This is a genomic window from Phenylobacterium sp. Root700, from assembly GCF_001429025.1.
Taxonomy (GTDB): domain Bacteria; phylum Pseudomonadota; class Alphaproteobacteria; order Caulobacterales; family Caulobacteraceae; genus Phenylobacterium.
In genome coordinates, this window is record NZ_LMHT01000001.1 from 25,848 (window position 1) to 43,799 (window position 17,952).

At 67.6% G+C, this 17,952-nt stretch carries 13 protein-coding genes; 5 read left to right on the forward strand and 8 right to left on the reverse strand.

Annotated elements, in window-relative coordinates; translation table 11 throughout:
- Window positions 1-27: 27 nt before the first annotated feature.
- On the reverse strand, window positions 28-1,056 hold the full coding sequence (locus ASE02_RS00120; RefSeq protein ID WP_056729969.1) for a 2'-deoxycytidine 5'-triphosphate deaminase: 1,029 nt from the start codon (window positions 1,054-1,056) through the stop codon (window positions 28-30).
- A gap of 138 nt (window positions 1,057-1,194) precedes the next feature.
- On the opposite strand from ASE02_RS00120, the gene metZ reads away from it, so the two are divergent.
- Window positions 1,195-2,379 carry an O-succinylhomoserine sulfhydrylase gene (metZ, locus tag ASE02_RS00125; RefSeq protein WP_056729971.1) on the forward strand — a complete coding sequence of 395 codons (1,185 nt, stop codon included), beginning with the start codon at window positions 1,195-1,197 and terminating at the stop codon, window positions 2,377-2,379.
- Window positions 2,380-2,404: 25 nt separating this feature from the next.
- Here metZ and ASE02_RS00130 read toward each other — a convergent pair whose 3' ends face one another.
- From ASE02_RS00130 to ASE02_RS00140, 3 genes are all read right to left on the reverse strand, one after another.
- On the reverse strand, window positions 2,405-2,710 hold the full coding sequence (locus tag ASE02_RS00130) for a hypothetical protein (protein WP_056729973.1): 306 nt from the start codon (window positions 2,708-2,710) through the stop codon (window positions 2,405-2,407).
- A gap of 132 nt (window positions 2,711-2,842) precedes the next feature.
- Window positions 2,843-3,709: an alpha/beta hydrolase gene (locus ASE02_RS00135; protein ID WP_056729974.1), complete on the reverse strand. Its 867-nt coding sequence runs from the start codon at window positions 3,707-3,709 to the stop codon at window positions 2,843-2,845.
- A 14-nt stretch (window positions 3,710-3,723) separates the two neighbouring features.
- On the reverse strand, window positions 3,724-5,388 hold the full coding sequence (locus ASE02_RS00140; RefSeq protein WP_056729976.1) for a sulfatase: 1,665 nt from the start codon (window positions 5,386-5,388) through the stop codon (window positions 3,724-3,726).
- A 209-nt stretch (window positions 5,389-5,597) separates the two neighbouring features.
- Between ASE02_RS00140 and ASE02_RS00145 the strand changes: the two genes are divergently transcribed.
- On the forward strand, window positions 5,598-6,620 hold the full coding sequence (locus ASE02_RS00145; RefSeq protein ID WP_056729978.1) for a LacI family DNA-binding transcriptional regulator: 1,023 nt from the start codon (window positions 5,598-5,600) through the stop codon (window positions 6,618-6,620).
- Window positions 6,621-6,643: 23 nt separating this feature from the next.
- On the forward strand, window positions 6,644-7,549 hold the full coding sequence (locus ASE02_RS00150; protein ID WP_056729980.1) for a formylglycine-generating enzyme family protein: 906 nt from the start codon (window positions 6,644-6,646) through the stop codon (window positions 7,547-7,549).
- A gap of 54 nt (window positions 7,550-7,603) precedes the next feature.
- Here the strand turns inward: ASE02_RS00150 and ASE02_RS00155 are convergent, their stop codons facing one another.
- Window positions 7,604-10,024: a TonB-dependent receptor gene (locus ASE02_RS00155; RefSeq protein WP_162257116.1), complete on the reverse strand. Its 2,421-nt coding sequence runs from the start codon at window positions 10,022-10,024 to the stop codon at window positions 7,604-7,606.
- A gap of 147 nt (window positions 10,025-10,171) precedes the next feature.
- Here ASE02_RS00155 and ASE02_RS00160 point away from each other — a divergent pair, with 147 nt between their 5' ends.
- A complete protein-coding gene (locus tag ASE02_RS00160; RefSeq protein ID WP_082601780.1) occupies window positions 10,172-11,716 on the forward strand; it encodes a sulfatase in 1,545 nt (514 codons plus the stop codon).
- Here ASE02_RS00160 and ASE02_RS00165 read toward each other — a convergent pair.
- Complete coding sequence (locus ASE02_RS00165; protein WP_056729984.1) at window positions 11,677-13,551, reverse strand: sulfatase; 1,875 nt, start codon at window positions 13,549-13,551, stop codon at window positions 11,677-11,679. The two genes, ASE02_RS00160 and ASE02_RS00165, sit on opposite strands and share 40 nt — an antisense overlap.
- 241 nt (window positions 13,552-13,792) lie before the next feature.
- Window positions 13,793-16,033 (reverse strand): TonB-dependent receptor, encoded by a 2,241-nt coding sequence (locus tag ASE02_RS00170; protein WP_056729986.1) that lies wholly within the window; start codon window positions 16,031-16,033, stop codon window positions 13,793-13,795.
- A 172-nt stretch (window positions 16,034-16,205) separates the two neighbouring features.
- Here ASE02_RS00170 and ASE02_RS00175 point away from each other — a divergent pair, with 172 nt between their 5' ends.
- Entirely contained in the window at window positions 16,206-17,567 is a 1,362-nt protein-coding gene (locus tag ASE02_RS00175; protein WP_056729988.1) for a metallophosphoesterase, read from the forward strand.
- 15 nt (window positions 17,568-17,582) lie between these two features.
- Here ASE02_RS00175 and ASE02_RS00180 read toward each other — a convergent pair whose 3' ends face one another.
- Complete coding sequence (locus tag ASE02_RS00180; protein ID WP_235536540.1) at window positions 17,583-17,933, reverse strand: hypothetical protein; 351 nt, start codon at window positions 17,931-17,933, stop codon at window positions 17,583-17,585.
- Window positions 17,934-17,952: the final 19 nt, after the last annotated feature.

A 17,952-nucleotide genomic window follows, 5' to 3' on the forward strand; every position in this document is an offset into this window, starting at 1 on the left:
GGGAGGCGGCCGCGCCAAGGGCCGTCGTCAGCCCCAGATGCGGAAGTGCTTGGAGAGCTTCAGGCCCTGGCGTTGATAGTGCGAGCCCTGATCGCCGTAGAGCCGCGAGGGCTTGGCGGTCAGGGGTTCGTAGACCAGGCGGGCGACGGTCTGGCCGTCTTCCAACAGGAACGGGGTCTCGTGGCTGCGCACCTCCAGCACGCCGCGCGAACCGACGCCGCCGGCCTCCTCGGTCCCGAAGCCCGGATCGAAGAAGCCCGCATAGTGGACGCGGAACTCGCCGACCGACGGATCGATGGGCGTCATCTCGGCGGCTTCCATCACCGGGATCTCGACCGCCTCCTTGGAGGCCAGGATGTAGAACTCGCCTGGATCGAGCAGCAGCTCGCCGCGGCGCGGGATCAGCGGCTCCCAGAAGTCCTTCGGGTCGTGGCCGTCCACATAGTCCATGTCGACCACCCCGGCGTGGCGGCGCGCGCGGAAGCCGGCGACGCCGTCGGAGAGATCGACCCCGACGCTGCGGGTCGACAGTTTCGGCGGATCGCCCCGCTTCAGGCGAAGCTGGTTGAGACGGGTATTGGTGCGCACCAGGATCGAGAAAGTCTGCGGCGCGATCTCGATATAGGTCGGCCCGGCATAGCCCTCCGACACGTCGTCGAAGGCGACAGAATTGTTGGTCAGCAGCCGCACGAAGACGTCGACCCGGCCGGTCGAGCTCTTCGGATTGGCCCGCGCCGAAATGCCCTTCGGCAAGGCCAGGGCTTCCTGAAGCTCGGCGATATAGACGCAGCCGCGCTCCAGCACCGCGCCCTTGGTCAGGTCCAGTTCGTGCATCGCCACGTCGGCCATGCGCTGCGGCACCGTGCGGCCAAGTCCCGGCAGGAACGAGGCCCGCACCCGCCAGGCGCGCGCGCCGAGCCGCAGATCCAGGCTCGCGGGCTGGACCTGATCGAGATCAAAGGGCTTGGCGGACGTGATGGCGCCAGAGGCGATCAGGTCGTCGATGGATTGGCAGGGCAGAATGCCAGGGGCGCTGCTGGACGGGGCGTCGGTCATCGGCGCGACACTCGCCGCCCGTCGCGCGTCTGGCAAGGCTTAGCCGGCGAGGACCTGCAAGCTGCGTCAGATTTTCCACTGTGGCGGCGGCCCGGCCTGCGGTTTAGAAGGCCCTGCCCCTGTTGGAAGGATAAGAACATGGCCGAAGACCCGCGCGATTGGCAGCAAGAAACCAAGCTGGTGCGCGGCGGCATGGCCCGCTCGCCCTATGGCGAGATTTCCGAGGCGCTCTACCTCACCCAGAGCTTCGCCTATGAGACCGCCGGCGCGGCGGACAAGCGGTTCTCCGGCGAGGATCCGGGCTTCATCTACCAACGCTTCGGCAACCCGACGACGCAGATGTTCGAGGACCGCCTCGCCCTGCTGGAAGGCGCCGATGTCTGCCGCGCCACGGCCTCGGGTATGGCCGCGGTGCATGTGGCGCTGCAAGGCCTGGTGCGGGCCGGCGATCACATCGTGGCCGGCCGGGCGCTGTTCGGCTCCTGCCGCTGGATCCTGTCGGAATGGATGCCGCGCTTCGGCGTCGAGATCACCTATGTCGACGCCACCGACCTGGAGGCCTGGAAGAACGCGGTCCGCCCCAACACCAAGGCGTTCCTGGTCGAGACCCCGGCCAACCCGCTGCTGGAAGTGACCGCCATCGGCGCGGTGGCCGAGATCGCCCATGCCGCTGGCGCCAAGCTGGTGGTCGACAACGTGTTCGCCACCCCGATCTTCCAGAAGCCGTTGGCGCTGGGCGCCGACATCGTCGTCTATTCGGCCACCAAGCATATCGACGGCCAGGGCCGCGTGCTCGGCGGCGCCATCCTCGGCGCCGAGGATGTGATGACCGAGGCCTATAAGGACATCCTGCGTCACACCGGCCCGGCCCTGTCGCCGTTCAACGCCTGGGTGCTGCTGAAGGGCCTGGAGACCCTGGAACTGCGCGTGACCCGCCAGACCCAGAACGCCGCCAAAATCGCCGACGTGATCGGCGCCCACGCCAAGACCAAGACCGTGCTCTATCCGGGCCGTCCCGATCACCCGCAGGCGGCGATCATCGCCAATCAGATGACCGGCGGCGGCAATGTCGTGGCCTTTGACCTCGGCAGCCGCGAGGCCGCCTGGCGGTTTCTCGACGCGCTGGCCATCGTCGACATCTCCAACAACCTGGGCGACGCCAAGTCGATGGCCACCCACCCCTCGACCACCACGCACCGCTCGATGCCGGAAGAACAGCGCCTGGAGATCGGCCTGACCGAAGGTTGGGTGCGGATGAGCGTTGGTCTGGAGAGCGCTGTCGACCTGACGCGCGACGTCAGCCGGGCGCTCGACGGGGCGTAGGACTCAGCCGCCTCGCCCGCGAGGTCTAGTTCGCGGGCGTCGAAGCGGTCGGGGCGTAGGGCGAGCCCGGTTGCAGCCACAGCGGAGTCGGCGGCGGCTCCGCGGCGGCCGCAGCCTCGGCCTCGGCCTCTTGCGCCGGGCGCGCCCTGATGACGTCGCCCTCGCCCTCGCGGTTGTTCAGGCCGTCGATCGTTCTGGTCGCCTCGGCCGCGGCGCCGGTGCGTTCGGCGCTGCTGCGGATGTTTGTCGCCAACCGGGTCACGTCGGCACGCGAACAACCGGCCAGGGCCAACAAAAGCAAGACGGCCGCCAGTTGATAGCTCTTCTGCATTTCAAGCGATCTTCATTGCCCGTTTGAGAGCGCCATCGCCCCCGTGCTCACGCACGATCATATCGACATCGGAACAACGCGCCAATCCACCGACTGGCGCGCGAAAGGGCCGCCGAGCAAGGCGCTTGCGGGTCATGGCGCGGGCGAAATCCCGCGCTGCTTCAGGAAATCGCTGACCTGCGCCAGGGTCGACGCATAGGGCGACGTCCCGAGCGCGGGGTCCGGCGTCCGCCGGTTGAAGAAGCCATGGGGTTGGCCGGCGTACTCCTCCAGGCGGCAGTCCTTACCCGCCGTGGTCGCCCTCGCGCAGAAGGTCCGGATGGTTTCGATCGGCACCAGCTGGTCGTTGGACCCGTGGAGGATGATCATCGGCGGCAGCGGCGCGAGGTCGAGCAAGGCCGGTGAGATCCCCGGGCCATCGTCGGGCTTCATCCCGTTGACGCCTCGCGTCAGCGGCCCCGTCAGGTCGATCGCCGGATTGAACAGAACCAAGGCCGCCGGTACGGCCTTGGGATCAGCCCGCAGCGCGGTCATCAGCGCCAGGTGTCCGCCCGCGGAACCGCCCGCCAGCACGACGCGCCGGGGATCGATGTTCAGGTCCGCGCCATGCGCGCGCAGCCAGGCATAGGCCTGTCCGGCATCGTCCACCGCCGCGACCGGGGTCGTCCCGTCGCGGCAGAACACCCGATAGTCGGCCAGGGCGGCGACATAGCCCTTGGCCTGCAGCGCGCGAACCTGATCCACGAACTGGATCACGCTCCCCTGACGCCAGCCCCCCCCGAAGAAGAACAGGATGGCCGGAGCGGGCTGCGCCGCTGGGCCGGCCGGACGGAACACGTGGATCTTCAGCGGACGACCGGACGCCTGCGCATAGGTGAAGGTCTGCGCCCCCTCGACGCTGAGCGGCTGCGGTTGAACCCCGTCGCAGGACTGAGCCACAGCGCCGCCGCCTGACAGCAGGGCGGCCAGACCGGCGATCATGCCGATGATGGGCTTCATCCTCGCCCCCTCGCTCATTGCGCCACCGGCGGACGCCACCGATAGGCCTGGCCCGCCTTGTCGGCGGCGGCCTTCTCGGGGCTGTCAGGGAAGATGCCGTTCATCCGGCCCGGCTCGTTCGGCGCGATCAGCCACTGCGGCGGGAACTGCGCAGCCTTCGCGCCGTCCTTGTCGCGCTGGACGAGGCCGGCGCTGTAACGCTGGGTGTAGGGCACGACATGCTCGCCCTTGCCGTTCGCCATCTTCGCGAACAGCCGGCGGCGCAGGTCGATCTTGGTCTCCAGATGGACCGGATCGTCGATGAGGTTGTTCATCTCATCGGGGTCCTTGGCCAGGTCGTACAGCTCCTCCAGGTCCCACACCCCGTGGTACTGGATGTACTTCATCCGCCCATGCTCGATGGCGAAGGTCGTCGGGGTCTGGGGATAGCCCCACTCCCAGTAATATTCGTAGACGAAGTCGTCCTCGACCCAGTCCTTGGCCGCCACCGCCCCGGTCGCCACCGGCAGCACGCTGCGGCCTTCGAACTGCGGCGGAGCCTTGGCGCCGGCGATCTCCAGGAAGGTCGGCGCCAGGTCGAGATTGCGCACCCGCGCCTCATTGACCACGCCCTTGGGCAGCAGCCCTGGCGCATAGGCCACCATCGGCACGCGGACCGAGGGCTCATAGGCGTTGCGCTTGTCGATCAGGCCGTGCTCGCCCATCAGGAAACCGTTGTCGCTGTAGAACACCACCAGGGTGTTCTTCTCCAGGTCATGCTTGCGCAGATAGTCCAGGGTGCGCCCGACGTTGTCGTCCACCGCGCTGAGCGTCCGATAGTACTCGCGGAAGTTCTCCCGCAGGTCGCGATCGGTGTGATAGACGAAGTCCGCGCCGTGCCAGCTGTTGCGCTGGTTCTGCACCCACATCGGCTTGCCGCGGTTGTTCTGCGGGGTGTCGGCCATGCTGGCCGGCAGCTTGATGTCCAGGCCCTTGTACTGACCCGCATGGCGCGGCGCCGGCTTGGCGTCGGAGTGCACGGCCTTGTGCGACATGTAGATGAAGAACGGCTTGGACTTGTCGCGCCCCTTGTCGAGCCATTGCAGCTCGTAGTCCGTCAGTTCGTCGGTGATGTATCCCTTCTGGGGGACGAGCTTGCCATCGACGTTCAAGGTCTGGGTCTTGCCGGCGGCGACCTCCTGGGGCGTCAAGCCGTCGGTCGGAAAATAGGTCCCCTGCCCCTTGAAGCTGACCCAGTGGTCAAAGCCTGCGCGCGGCCCGTCGGAACTCGACCCCATGTGCCACTTGCCGAAGAAGGCGGTCTGGTAGCCGGCCTCCTGCATGTACTTGGGAAAGAAGGTCAGCCCGGCTTCGGATGAGTTGTTGTTGTCCACGATGCCGTGGTTGCGGGTGGTTTGGCCGGTCAGGATCGTGGCGCGGCTGGGCGAGCAGAGCGAGGATGTGACCACCGCATTCGGGAAATAGACCCCGTTCTTGGCCAGGTAGTCGATGTTCGGGGTCTTCAGTCCCGGGGTCACAAAACCCATGGCGTCGAAGCGCAGGTCGTCCACCAGGACGAAGACGATGTTGTAGGGCGCCTTAGCCGGCGCAGGCTTTGGGGCCGACTGCGCCGCCAAGGGAATGGAGAGGGCCGCGAGCGCCAAGGCGCCGGTCCGGGCGAAGGCCGAAAGCCGTGTCATTCTGCGATCTCTCGTCTGGCCAATTGGCGGGAACGCCAGCGATATGCTAGACGAAAGACAACGTTGTCAATGCGCGATGCGGGACATGGGCAGACGCGCGCCGGCCGACCGTTCACGAGCCTGGCGCGGCGAGGCGTTCCAGCGTCATTGCCTGGGAAAGGGCCAGGAATTCCGATAGTCAGCGTGTCCTGACAATGGATGTGAGAGTCATGAGTCGAACCGCGCCGCCACCTCGCCGGCCGACGATCAAGGAGGTCGCCAAACTGGCGGGCGTCTCCTTCAAGACCGTGGCCCGGGTGGTGAACAACGAGGCCAGCGTGGGGCCGGAGCGGCGCGAGGCCGTGCAGAAGGCCATGGCCATGCTGAACTACGCGCCGAACATCTCGGCGCGGCAGCTGGCCGGCAATCGTTCGTATCTGATGGCGCTGCTGTTCGACATCGGCCTGGACAATTTCGCACGGGCCCAGACCGGCGCGATCCGCCGCTGCCGGGAGGCCGGCTATCAACTGATCGTCGAGGAAGTGCCGGCAGGCTCCGAAACCGAGGTCGCCAGCCGCCTGTACAATTCGCGCGTCGACGGCGTCATCGTGCTGCCGCCGCTGTCTTTCCACCCCCCCCTGCTGGCGGCGCTGCGTGAGCGAGGCCTGCGCTACGTCCTGATCACTCCCGACGCGGGCGATCCGGCCGCTCCGAGCGTCGGCCTGGACGACAGGCTGGCCGCCGAGCAGATGACGACGTTCCTCATCGGCCTTGGCCATCGCGACGTCGGCTTCATCTCCGGCGGCCGCCACCTGGCCTCGACCTATCGCCGCGTCGGTTATCGCGATGCGCTCCAAAAGGCTGGGATTGCATGGCGCTCTGAACTGGAGGCCGAGGGCGACTTCACGTTCAGAAGCGGCGAGGCTGCGGCGCGCCAGCTGCTGGGACAGGCGGTTTTGCCGACCGCGATCTTCGCCGCCAACGACGGCATGGCCCTTGGGGTGATGGCGGCCGCGGCGCGGTTGGGCTTCCAAATACCAGAGGACCTCTCCGTCGCCGGCTTCGACGACATGCCTTACGCCCGCCTGGTCTGGCCCGAACTCACGACCATCCGCCGGCCGCTGCGGGAGATGGCGGTCGCGGCCGTGGAGCTGCTGCTGGCGCCCGAAGACAACAAGCCGCCTGAGCACCTGCTCGTGGACTTCAAACTGATCGAACGCGGCTCGGCCGCGGTGAAAGGGCCGGGAAAATGAGCCGAGCAGCGTCGCTAAGAGGCATGCGCCAGCTGGACGGCGGCGAGTTCGTCATGGGCTCGGACCGTTTCTATCCCGAGGAGCGCCCGACCCGCCGCGCCCAGGTCGATCCCTTCTGGATCGACGAAACGCCGGTGACCAATCGCCAGTTCGCCGCCTTCGTCACCGCCACCGGCCACCGCACGCTCGCCGAGATCGCCCCAGACCCGAAGGACTATCCGGGCATGCCGCCGGAGATGGCCAAGGCCGGCTCCCTGGTCTTCCAGCCCACGTCCGGCCCGGTCTGGCTGGGCGACGCCGGCCAGTGGTGGGAGTTCAAGTTCGGCGCCTTCTGGCGCCGCCCGCTGGGCCGGCCGGGCCCGATGGCGCTCGACAACCACCCGGTGGTCCACGTCGCCTACGAGGACGCGGCCGCCTACGCCGAATGGGCGGGCAAGTCGCTGCCGACCGAGGCTGAATGGGAGTTCGCCGCCCGCGGCGGTCAGGCCGGCGAGTTCGCCTGGGGCGATGAACTCGCGCCCGGCGGGGCCATGCTCGCCAACTACTGGCAGGGCGAGTTCCCGTCGCAAAACCTCAAGCTGGATGGCTGGGAGCGCACCTCGCCGGTCGGGACCTACCCGCCCAACGGCTATGGCCTGTCCGACATGATCGGCAATGTCTGGGAATGGACGAGCGACTGGTACGCCGACGCAGGCGACCTTGCCCCCGCCAGTCCCTGCTGCGCGCCCTCGAACCCGAAGGGCGGCGTGATGGAGAAGAGCTACGACCCCGCCATGCCGGAGATCATGATCCCGCGGAAGGTCATCAAGGGCGGCTCGCACCTCTGCGCGGAATCCTACTGCCAGCGCTACCGGCCCGCCGCGCGTCATCCGCAAACGATCGACAGCTCCACCAGCCACATCGGCTTCCGCTGCGTCGTCCGCGCCTAGCGCCGAAAGAAGACGGGCTCCCCGCCAAGGAGGAGCCCGCCAGTCAGGGAAAGCCTAGAACTTCATGCCCAGCGTCACGCCGTAGAGGCGCCCGGCGTCACGCGGGATGTACGCGGTCACGTCGTTCGGGAACTGCGGACTGCCCAAGGTCCCGACGTGGGCCATGTTGGTGAAGTAGGTCTCATCCAGCAGGTTGCGCACGAACAGGCTGGCGCTCAGGCCGCTGACCACGTTGCGCGCGCCGAGGCTCAGGTTCACCAGCGTATAGGCGTCCTGAGTCAGCAGCGGATCTTGCTCAACCGCGAACTGCTGCTTGGACTGGTAATTCACGTCGACCTGCACGAAGCCCGACCAGTCGCTCGAGCCGATCTCACGCTCGTAGCGGGGCGAGAGACTCAGGCGCCACTCCGGCGTGCTGGGCAGACTGCCGTTACGGATGTCCTGGATCGGGCTGGAGGTGACCAGCACGCCGGCCGCGTTGGGCGACCGCGCGCGATAGCAGCTGTTGGTCGGGAAATTCCCGGTCAGCACCGGCGCGTTCAGCTGGACCTGCATCGGGCAGTTCAGGCCGTCCACATCGATCGAGGCGTTGGTGTAGGTCGCCGAACCGGTGATCGAGAAGTTCTGGCTCGGACGCCATTCGCCTTCCAGCTCGAAGCCCTTGGTGGTCGATGATCCGGCGTTGGTCTGCACGTACTGGATCACCCCTGTCGTCGGGTCGGAGCGGTTCGCCTGGATCTGCAGGTCCGTGTATTTGGCGTAGTAGACCGCCAGGCTGAAGCTCAATCCCGCCTCTGGAAGCCGCCCCTTCAGGCCGACCTCGTAGGCGTTGACGTGCTCAGGCAGTACCGGCGGACCATTGACGAAATCGTCGGTCAGCTCGGTGCTCATGCCGAGTCCCTTGTAGCCCCGCGAATAGGTCGCGTAGGTCTGCAGGTCGGGGCTGAACCGGTATTGCAGGCCAACCTTGCCGGTCATCGCGGTGTCGTCGCGGGTGCGCGTGCCGACCGACCAAGTGCCGGTCGGGCCTTGCAGGTTCAGGTCGCCGGGCTTGAGCGGCAGGCCGGGCCGGTTGCCGATCACCGTCACCTCTTCGCGTTGCAGGCGCGCGCCGGCGATCAGCTTCAGGTTCTCGACCAGTTCGAACTCGGCCTGACCGAAGCCCGAGATGTGCTCGCTCTTCAGCTTGGCGTTGTGATAGCCGGACCGGGTGACGTAGGTCGCGCAGGGCTGGCCGAGCACCAGCCCGGCTCCGGTGCAGGTGTCGATCGCCCGCTTGAAATCACGATGGATCAGGACGTCGGAATAGTAGAGGCCGGCCACATAGGTCAGTCGCTGGCCCGGATTGTTCGCGATCCGGATCTCCTGGCTGAAGTTGCCGATGTCGATCGGGCCGTCATTGATGCTGAACCGCGAGCTGGTGTTGCTGGGCTGCGGCCCCAGATAGATCGGCTGGGGGGTGTAGAGGCCGTCGACGTCGACCTGACCGTGCTCGTTATATTGCTGGTAGGCGCTCAGCGCCGTCAGCGTGCCCCAGCCCAGGTCGTAGTTCGCCTCCAGCGACACCATCGCCTGGTTGGTCTTGGACAAGGTCTCCACATCGGTGCCGATGGACCGGTTGCTCGGCGAGGCCACGATGGGACCGATGAGCTGGGCGAGGTTTGGATTGGGGGTCGAGACCATGATCGGCCGCCCGACGGTCCCGACGAACATCCGGTAATCCGTCGTCAGCAGTAGATTCAGCTGCTCGGTCGGATCCCACTCCAGCTTGGCGCGCACGCCGAAGCTCTCGTATCCGCCCTCATCGACGCCGGTCCGCACATTGCTGACGTAGCCGCCGATGTTGTTGTAATAGGCCGAGATCCGGCCCGCGAGAGTGTCGGTGATCGGGCCGGTGACGCTGCCCTTCACCCGGTACTCTTCGTGCGAGGCGGCCGTCACGTCGGCGCTGCCGCCGAACTCATGACGCGGCCTGGCCGTGATCATCTGCACGACGCCGGCGGTGGCGTTCTTGCCGAACAGCGTGCCCTGCGGGCCGCGCAGCACCTCGATCCGCTCCAGGTCGGCGAAGTCGGTCAGGCTCTGCGCCGGCCGCGCCAGCACGACGCCGTCGACGACGAAGGAAACCGACGGCTCCACGCCCTGCCCGAACAGCGAGGTGCCGATGCCGCGAATGCGGAAGGAGCTGTTGGCGGTCCCCGCCTGCTGGAAGGTCAGCGACGGCACGGTCCGCACCAGCGAAGCGGTGTCGGTGATGTTCTTGGCGCTCAGCGTATCGCCGCTAACCGCCGAGACCGCCACCGGCACGTCGATCAGGCGCTCGGTCCGCTTCTGGGCGGTGACCAGCACCTCCTCCACCAGATTCTCGGCGGGCGCCTGGGCCGAGGCCCCGGAGGCCAGGGCGCTCAACGCCGCGCCGGCCAATAATGCGGCCAAGCGGCCGCGCACTAGATGGTTCGAGAGATCCTGGTCCACGGCGTTCCCCCCTTGAGGATGTTGCGCGGCCGTTGACGCCGTCTGCGTCGCGGCCGTTCTTGACAACGTTGTCTATTCACCGTTGATGTAATCGATGTCAAGCCATGAGAGCGCGACGATCGCAGCGTCCCACGCCAGGGGAGTTCCATGCCGTCCACCTTCCGCCACGCCGCCCAGACGTCGCTCGTCGCCCTGGCGGCCGCCATGGTTCTGGGGGCCGTGCCGAGCCTCGCCGTCGCCCAACCGTCGACGCCCGCCGCCAAGACGGCGCCGGCCGCACAGCGCCCGATGAACGTGCTGCTGATCATGAGCGATGACCTCGGCGCCCGATTTGGCGGCTACGGCTTTCCCGAGGTGAAGACCCCCAATCTCGACCGGCTGGCGCGTGAGGGCGTCCTGTTCGAGCGCGCCTACACTCAGTTTCCCCAATGCGCGCAGAGCCGCGCCTCGTTCCTGACCAGCCGCCGGCCCAACGACACCCGCGTCTTCGATCTGAAGACCAATTTCAGGGTCGCGCTGCCCGACGTCGTGACCCTGCCCCAGTACTTCCGCCAGCAAGGCTACTTCGCCGGCCGGGTCGGGAAGATCTTCCACCAGGGCGTTCCCAACGACATCGGAACCGGCGGGCCCGACGACGTCCCGTCCTGGACCGAGGTCGTCAATCCGCGCGGCCGCGACAAGGAGGCCGAGGTCGCCGGAAGGCTGGTGAACATGACGCCCGGCATCCCGTTCGGCGCCGCCTGGGCCTATCTCGAGGATGAGGGCAAGGACGCCGAACAGACCGACGGGATCATCGCCGCCGAGGCTGTCAAAATGCTGGAGAAGCACAAGGACAGCCCGTTCTTCATCGCCGCCGGCTTCTATCGCCCGCACGTGCCGGACGTGGCGCCGAAGGCCTATTTCGACCTCTATCCCTTAGACACGATCCGGCTGGAGCAGACGCCGCCGGAAACAGCTCCGGTCGAGCCGATCATGACCTCGAACATCTGGCCGCCCCACCTTGGGACCTCGGAAGCCGAGCGGCGCAAGATGATGCAGGCCTACTACGCCTCGGCCACGTTCATGGACGCCCAGGTCGGCCAGATCCTCGACGCGCTCGACCGGCTTGGCCTGAAGGACAACACCATCGTCGTGTTCATGAGCGACCACGGTTACCAGCTGGGCGAACATGGCCAGTGGCAGAAGAACACCCTCTGGGAACAGTCGGTGCGCACGCCGCTGATCCTTCGCGCGCCGGGGGCTCGCGGGAACGGCGCGGCCTCCCCGCGCCCCGTCGAACTGCTCGACATCTACCCGACCCTGGTGGAGCTGGCCGGGCTGCCGGCGAGGAGTGATCTGCAAGGCGTCAGCCTGACGCCCCTGCTCGCCGCTCCGCGCGCCGATTGGGCGCGCCCGGCCTATTCCCAGGTCCAGGGCGGCCGCAGCGTCCGCACCCAGCGTTGGCGCTACACCGAGTGGGAAGCGGGCCGCGTCGGCGCCTCGCTCTATGATCTGGCGGCCGATCCCGGAGAGCTGCGCAACCTGGCGGGCGACCCCAAACACGCCGCCACCGTCGCCCAGATGCACGCCCTGCTGCCCAAGGAAACCGTCGAGCCGCGCGGCCCGGCCATGATCCTCTACAACCGCGAGGCCAAGACCGTGCGCTTCGCCCCCTATCCGAGGCCGGCCACGGCGGTCTCGAACACCCGGTAGTCGGGCCGGTACTCGCCGCGCAGGACCGCCGCCAAATAGCGGCCGGCGCTGCGGACATACTGATCCTTGCTTAGGGCGGCCTGCTCGATCACCGGCAGCGCCGCCTTCGCCTCGTCGCCCACAAAGGTCAGGGCGTTCAGCGCCATGAGCTGAACCGGCGTCGCCTGGGCTCCGCTGGTCAGGCCCGCCAGGGCCTCGACCGCCGACGGCGCCTGGCCCAGTCCCGCCAGCGCCTCGGCCGCGACCACCCGCACATAGGGCGAGGTATCGCCGGCCATCGCGCGCCGCAGATCCTCCTGGGCGGGACTCGCCGCGCCGCCCAGCATCAGCAATCCCTGCGCGGCCCAGAAGCGGACCAGCGCGTTGGAATCCGTCAGCTTGCCCTGGAACAGCGGCAGGTTGCGCACATCCTGGCGCCCTGCCGCCGCGGCCAGGACCATCAGCTCTTTCAGCGGATGGGGCCCCTGCGCCCGGCTCTGCAGATAGCCTTCCGGCGCCGCACCCTCGGGGATGAAGCCGTTGTCGTTGATCGCCAGCATGTGGCGATCCAGGGCCGCGCTCAGGCGCCGCAGCCGGCCGCATTGATCCGGAGCCGCCGCAAGGTTCCGCAGCTGATCTGGATCGGCCTCGAGGTCGTACAGTTCCTCGAACGCCTTCGGGCCGAAGAAGCGGGCCTGGTCGACGGTGAGCTCGCCCGCCCGATAGCGCCGTTCCCAGTCCTGATAGCCCTTGGCCAACCACTCGAAGCCGACATGCTGCCCAAGCGGCCGATTGGGCATGTAGTTGCGGATGTAGCGGAAGCGCCCGTCCGACACCGTGCGGATCATGTCGTAGCGCTCGTCCATCCGGTTGCGCATGCCGAACGCATAGGTCTGCGGCGAGGCCTTCGGGCCGAGGAACGCGCGGCCCTGCATCTGGGCCGGCGCGGCGACGCCGCCGAGCGCCAGGACGGTCGGCGCCAGGTCGATGAAGCTGACCGGGCGCTCTTCGACGCCGCCCGCGGCCTTGGGCGCCAGGTGCGCGAAGCGTTCGGGCAGGCTGACGATGAGCCCACAGCGAAGCCCTTCCTCATAGCAGTAGCGCTTGCTGCGCGGCAGCACCCCGCCGTTGTCGGAGTAGTAGAAGACGATGGTGTCGTCGCTGAGCCCGTCGGCCTCCAGCTCGGCCAGCCGGGCGGCGATCTGGCCGTCCATCACCTCCATCAGGTTGCGGTAGCTGGCGATGTCGCGGCGAATGTCCGGCGTGTCGGGGAGGTAGCCCGGGACCCGCACCTGTTCGGGCTTCACCCGCCCTGAGACGGCGGCGAAGATCCGCGACTCGTGCGTGGTCTCATGGTTGAAGACCGCCATGAACGGCTGGCCCGCCGAGCGGCCACGCCAGTGAGCCTTGGCGCCGGTCGCATCCCAGATCGCCGCCGGATCAATGTCGCAGTTGTAGTCGGTCTTGCTGCTGTTGGTGCAGTAGTAGCCGGCCTGCCGCATCAGCTCCGGATAGGTCTGCAACAGGCCCGCGACCTTGGCCCTGGCCCGCATGTGGTGCGCCGGCCCCGCCGCCTCCGGATAGACGCCGGTCAGGATGGCGAACCGCGAGGGCGCGCAGACTGGCGCGTTGCTATAGGCCCGGTCATAGCGGATTCCGCGCCGCGCCAAGGCGTCCAGTGTCGGGGTATGGGTCAGCGGCTCGCCATAGGCGCCGATGAACGGATTGTTGTCCTCGCTGACCAGCCAGAGGATGTTGGGCCGTGCCCCCTGCGCCGACCGCGCGCTTCTGGCCAAACTCGCCAGGGCCAGGGCGCCAGCGCCGCTCACCACCGATCGCCGCGTCGCATTGGTCATCGCGTCTTCTCCCGCCGAGACCACCACGCGCCTCGCCCATCACCAGCCTTAGCGCACAGGCGCCAGCCATGACAACGTTGCCATCAACGTTGTCCTCGGTCGATGCTACGAATGAAGGGGCGGCCGCGCTTGAGCTCCCCGAGGAGCCCAGCGCCGGCTAGGGCCGCCGCCGCGTCAGCAGCGGCCTGGTAGGCGGCTTGACCCGGTGAAGCTGATGGAGCTCCACCGGGTCTCGACGAAGTTAGAAGCGCTTCGTGAGCTGGACGCCGTAGGTGCGCGGCTCGTTGACGAAGGCCGTCAGGTTGTTGAAGTCGATCGCGCCGATGACGTTCGTCTCGTCGGTGACGTTGCGCACATAGACCGCCGCTTCCAGGCCGTGGCCCTGGTTACGCCAGCCGGCGCGGACGCCGCCTTCGAAGGCCGTGTCCTGCATGAACTCAACCGACTCATAGAGGAACAGGTTGAAGTTCTTCTGCATGACCCAGTCGGTCGAGGCGAAGACCTCCGAGCCGTTCTCGAGCGCGTGCACGTAGTTCAGCGTGACGTTGGCGGTGTATTCCGGCGCCTGCGGGAACGGGTTGCCGTTGATGTTGGCGCGACGCGTCGTGCCGACATTGACGATCGGATCGGTCACGGTGCAGCCCGCGCCGCAGAAGGCCACCAGCAGGTCGCTGTCCTTGATCTCGGTGTGGTTCCAGGCGAAGCCGCCGGCCAGGTTGAAGCCCGCGCCCAGATAGACGTCGCCGTCGATCTCGACGCCGTAGCCTTCGCCCTTGTCGGCGTTGATCAGCTGGTTGAAGTTGCCCTCGCCGCCGATCGCCGTGAACTGCGGATCCGACACCTCATAGAAGTAGGCCGTGGCGTTAAGGCGAGCGCGGCCCTCCCACAGGCGCGACTTCAGGCCGGCCTCGTAGGACATGACCGTTTCGGAGTCGGCGGTGGTCACGAAGTTGGAGGTGGCGATCCGGCCCTGAATCGAGGGGCCGCGATAACCCTTGGCCACGCGGGCGAAGAGGTTCAGCTCGTCGTTGACCTCATAGAGGGCGCTGACGTCCCAGCTCACCTGTTCGTCGCCGACCTTCTTGGTCACATCCAGCGCCGGGCCGAGCACCCGCTGACCGCGGAAGTTCCGGCTGTCGTCGGTGTAGCGCAGGCCGCCCGTCAGCTTCAGGGCGTCGGTGACCTGATAGTGGCCCTGGCCGAACACCGACCAGGATTCCGAGCGCTGGACGATGTCGGTGATAATGGTCGGCAGCACGCCGCCCGTGCCGTTGAACGTCGCCGAGATCAGGTTGAAGCGTTCGTCCCAATAGAAGGCGCCGACCTGCCAGCCCAGGGGTCCGTCGCCGTTCGAGGACAGGCGCAGTTCGTAGGTGTTCTGCAGCAGGTCGCTGTCGAGGGTGCCGGTCTCGGAGTTGAACGGCGTCTTGTAGGACGTGCCGGCCGGGGCCGAAGCCACGCCGCCGTCGATGTCGCCATCGCCGGAGGACGAACCCTGGTACGAGCCGACCACGCCGGTCAGGGTCGCCGGTCCAAAGTCATAGGCGACCTGCAGCGACTGCGACGTGGTGTTCTGCTTCTGGAAATTGTTGCGACCGCCGTCGTAATGGACCGTGTCACGGTCGAAGTTGGCGTTCAGCTTGTTGGAGCCCTTGGTCAGGACGTTGGCCCGGTTCATCGTGCCCGTGCCTTCGTAGTCGCGGGCCTGCAGGGTCAGCAGGGCCGACAGATGGTCCGTCGGCGCCCAGGCGATGTGGATCCGCCCGGCGACGTCGTCGAAGTTGCCCAGGTCATCGCCGTCCGGATCGGCGAAGGACGCGTTGTAGGCGTTGTCGACCCAGTCGGCCCGATGGTTCCACAGGCCCGACACCCGCACCTGCAAGGTCTCGGTGAGCGGCATGGTCACGCCGGTCTCGGCGCGGACCGAGCCCAGGTTGCCGTAGGCGAGCGAGCCGAAGGCGTTGAAGTCGTGCGACGGCTTGACGGTGTCGATCTTGACCACGCCGGCCGGAGTGTTGCGGCCAAACAGCGTGCCCTGCGGGCCGCGCAGCACTTCCAACTGCTGGACGTCGAAGAGCGGGAAGCCCTTCAGGAAGACGTTCTCGAGCACGACGTCGTCGAGCACGACGGAGACCGGCTGCGAGGCGTTGAAGTCGAAATCCACATTGCCAAGGCCGCGGATGTAGAAGCGCGGGGCGTAGCGGCCGTTGGAGCTTTCGACCTGGAGGCTGGGCACGCGAGCCGACATCGACAGGATGTCGCCGCCGCCAGCGGCCACCTCGGCCATGGTCTCTTGGTTCACCGCGGTCACGGCGAACGGCACGTCGCGAATGTTCTCGCTGCGGCGCTGGGCCGTGACGACAACGTCTTCGACAGTGAAGGCCGCGTCCGACGGGGCCGCCGACTGCGCCAGGACAGGCGTGGAGACAAGAAGAGCCAGACCGCTCACAGAGCAGGCCAGCACGCCGAGACGACGAGACATTTGAATATTCCCCGAGGAGTAGATTTGGGGCCGCCCTACGTTGTGGCGCTGCTGAGCGCCAACACAAAACGGCGTTCAGTTCGTGAATTTTTGACTACGTGACCACAATCACGCATTGCGCCGCCTCGCTGCGCCATTGCCTGCGCTCCGGAATGGTGAAATCAGGCGCGCTGTGCCTCAGCTCCTCGCCCCCACCGATCGCCGACAGGCCCTCAAAGGTCTGGCCGCGATCGCCGCCAGCCCGCTCCTGACCGGATTCGCCTCACCGATCATCGGGCGGGTGCTCGCCATGTCGGACCTGCACTCGGCCTATGAGCGGACGGGCCAGTTGCTCGCCGCCCTGGAGGCCGAGGTCGCCGCCCAGCCCGTTCCGCATGTCATCGCCGTCAATGGCGATACGTTCGAGCACGGCAATGTCGCGGCGGTGCGATCAGGCGGCGCCATCGATTGGGCGTTCCTGGGCGAGCTGCCGAAGATCGCGCCGACGGTCTTCAATCTCGGCAACCACGACAACGACATCACCCCGGACCTGGCCGAGGTCGTGGCCCGCCTGCGCGGTCTGGGGATCACGGTCGTCAGCACCATCATCGACGCCCGGACCGGCGCGCCGTACGCGCCGGCCACGGCCGTCCTGCCCTTGGGCGCCCGAAGCCTGCGGGTGGTCGGGGTCGCGACGAATTCGCTGAACACCTATCCGGCCGCCAGCCGCCCGAACCTGACCATCCCCGCGCCCGGCGAATGGGCCCGGGCGAACCTCGCCAAGGCCCTGGCCGGCGCCGACCTGGCGATGGTCATGAGCCATGCGGGCGTGGCGGCCGATCGAGAAATCCTCCCCCTGCTGCCGGGCGGCGCGCTGATGGTCGGCGGGCACAACCACCTGCTGTTCCAGCATCGCCAAGGCGCCAGCCTCTATGTGCACACCGGCTCGTGGAGCAACGCCTACACCGCCGCGCCCCTGCGAGCGGCCGGGCCAGGCGACGCCGTCTCGCGCCCGGTCGCGCTGGACGCCCCCTCTTCACCGCGCCTCGCAGCGCTGATCTCGGACGTTCTGGCGCAGGACGTGACGGAACAGGAGCGGGCGACCCTGGGCATGTCCGCACGCGCCCTATCGCTGGGCGAGACCGGACGCGCGGTCGCCGGAGCGATGGCACGGGCGAGCGGCGCCGAGGCCGGTTTCATCGGGCACACCACGCTGGGCACGGGCCTGCCCGCAGGGCCGTTGTCGCGCTTCACCTTCGACGCCGTCGTGCGTTTCGAGGGCAAGTTGATGGTCGCCGAGGTCCCCCGCGACCAGCTCGCTCGGTTCCTAGAGCGGGCGAACCAGGACCGCCCGATGCCGCTCGACCAGCGGAACGGCGATTTCCTCTACGCCCAGACGCTCACCCCCGCGGCCGGCAAGCTCGCGCGCATCGTCACGACGGACTGGTGCGCGTCGAACCAAGCCGAATATTTCGGCGCCACGGGTCTGGTGTTCAGCGAGCTCCCCGACCTGCGACTGAAGGCGGTCGCGGCCAAGGCGATGCTTGCCGCCTAAAGACCGCTCAAGGCGTCAGCCGCCGTTCTCGTCGACGACGATGGTGACCGTCTTGCCGCGGGACAGCGGGTCCCATCCCACCGCGATGGCCGACGCGATGGCTCTCGCCACAAGCTCGGGGTCGATCAACGCGGGCTGCAATTGCGGCGTACCGAACTTGCGCTGGGGCCCCACCGGGAACTCCATCACGGCTTCGCGCTGCCCTTCCTTGTGACGCGCGGCGAGCGCCATGCCGCGAAACTCCGCGGTGTCGCTGGACCACTGGGGCTGGCGGTGAAGCCGCCAGACAAAGGGCTCTCCGTCGACCTCGATCTCAAATTCGGGGCTTTGCTTGTTTCGTGCCATTTGAGGGAGATAGCTCGGCAAGCGCGTCCAAGCCACCCCG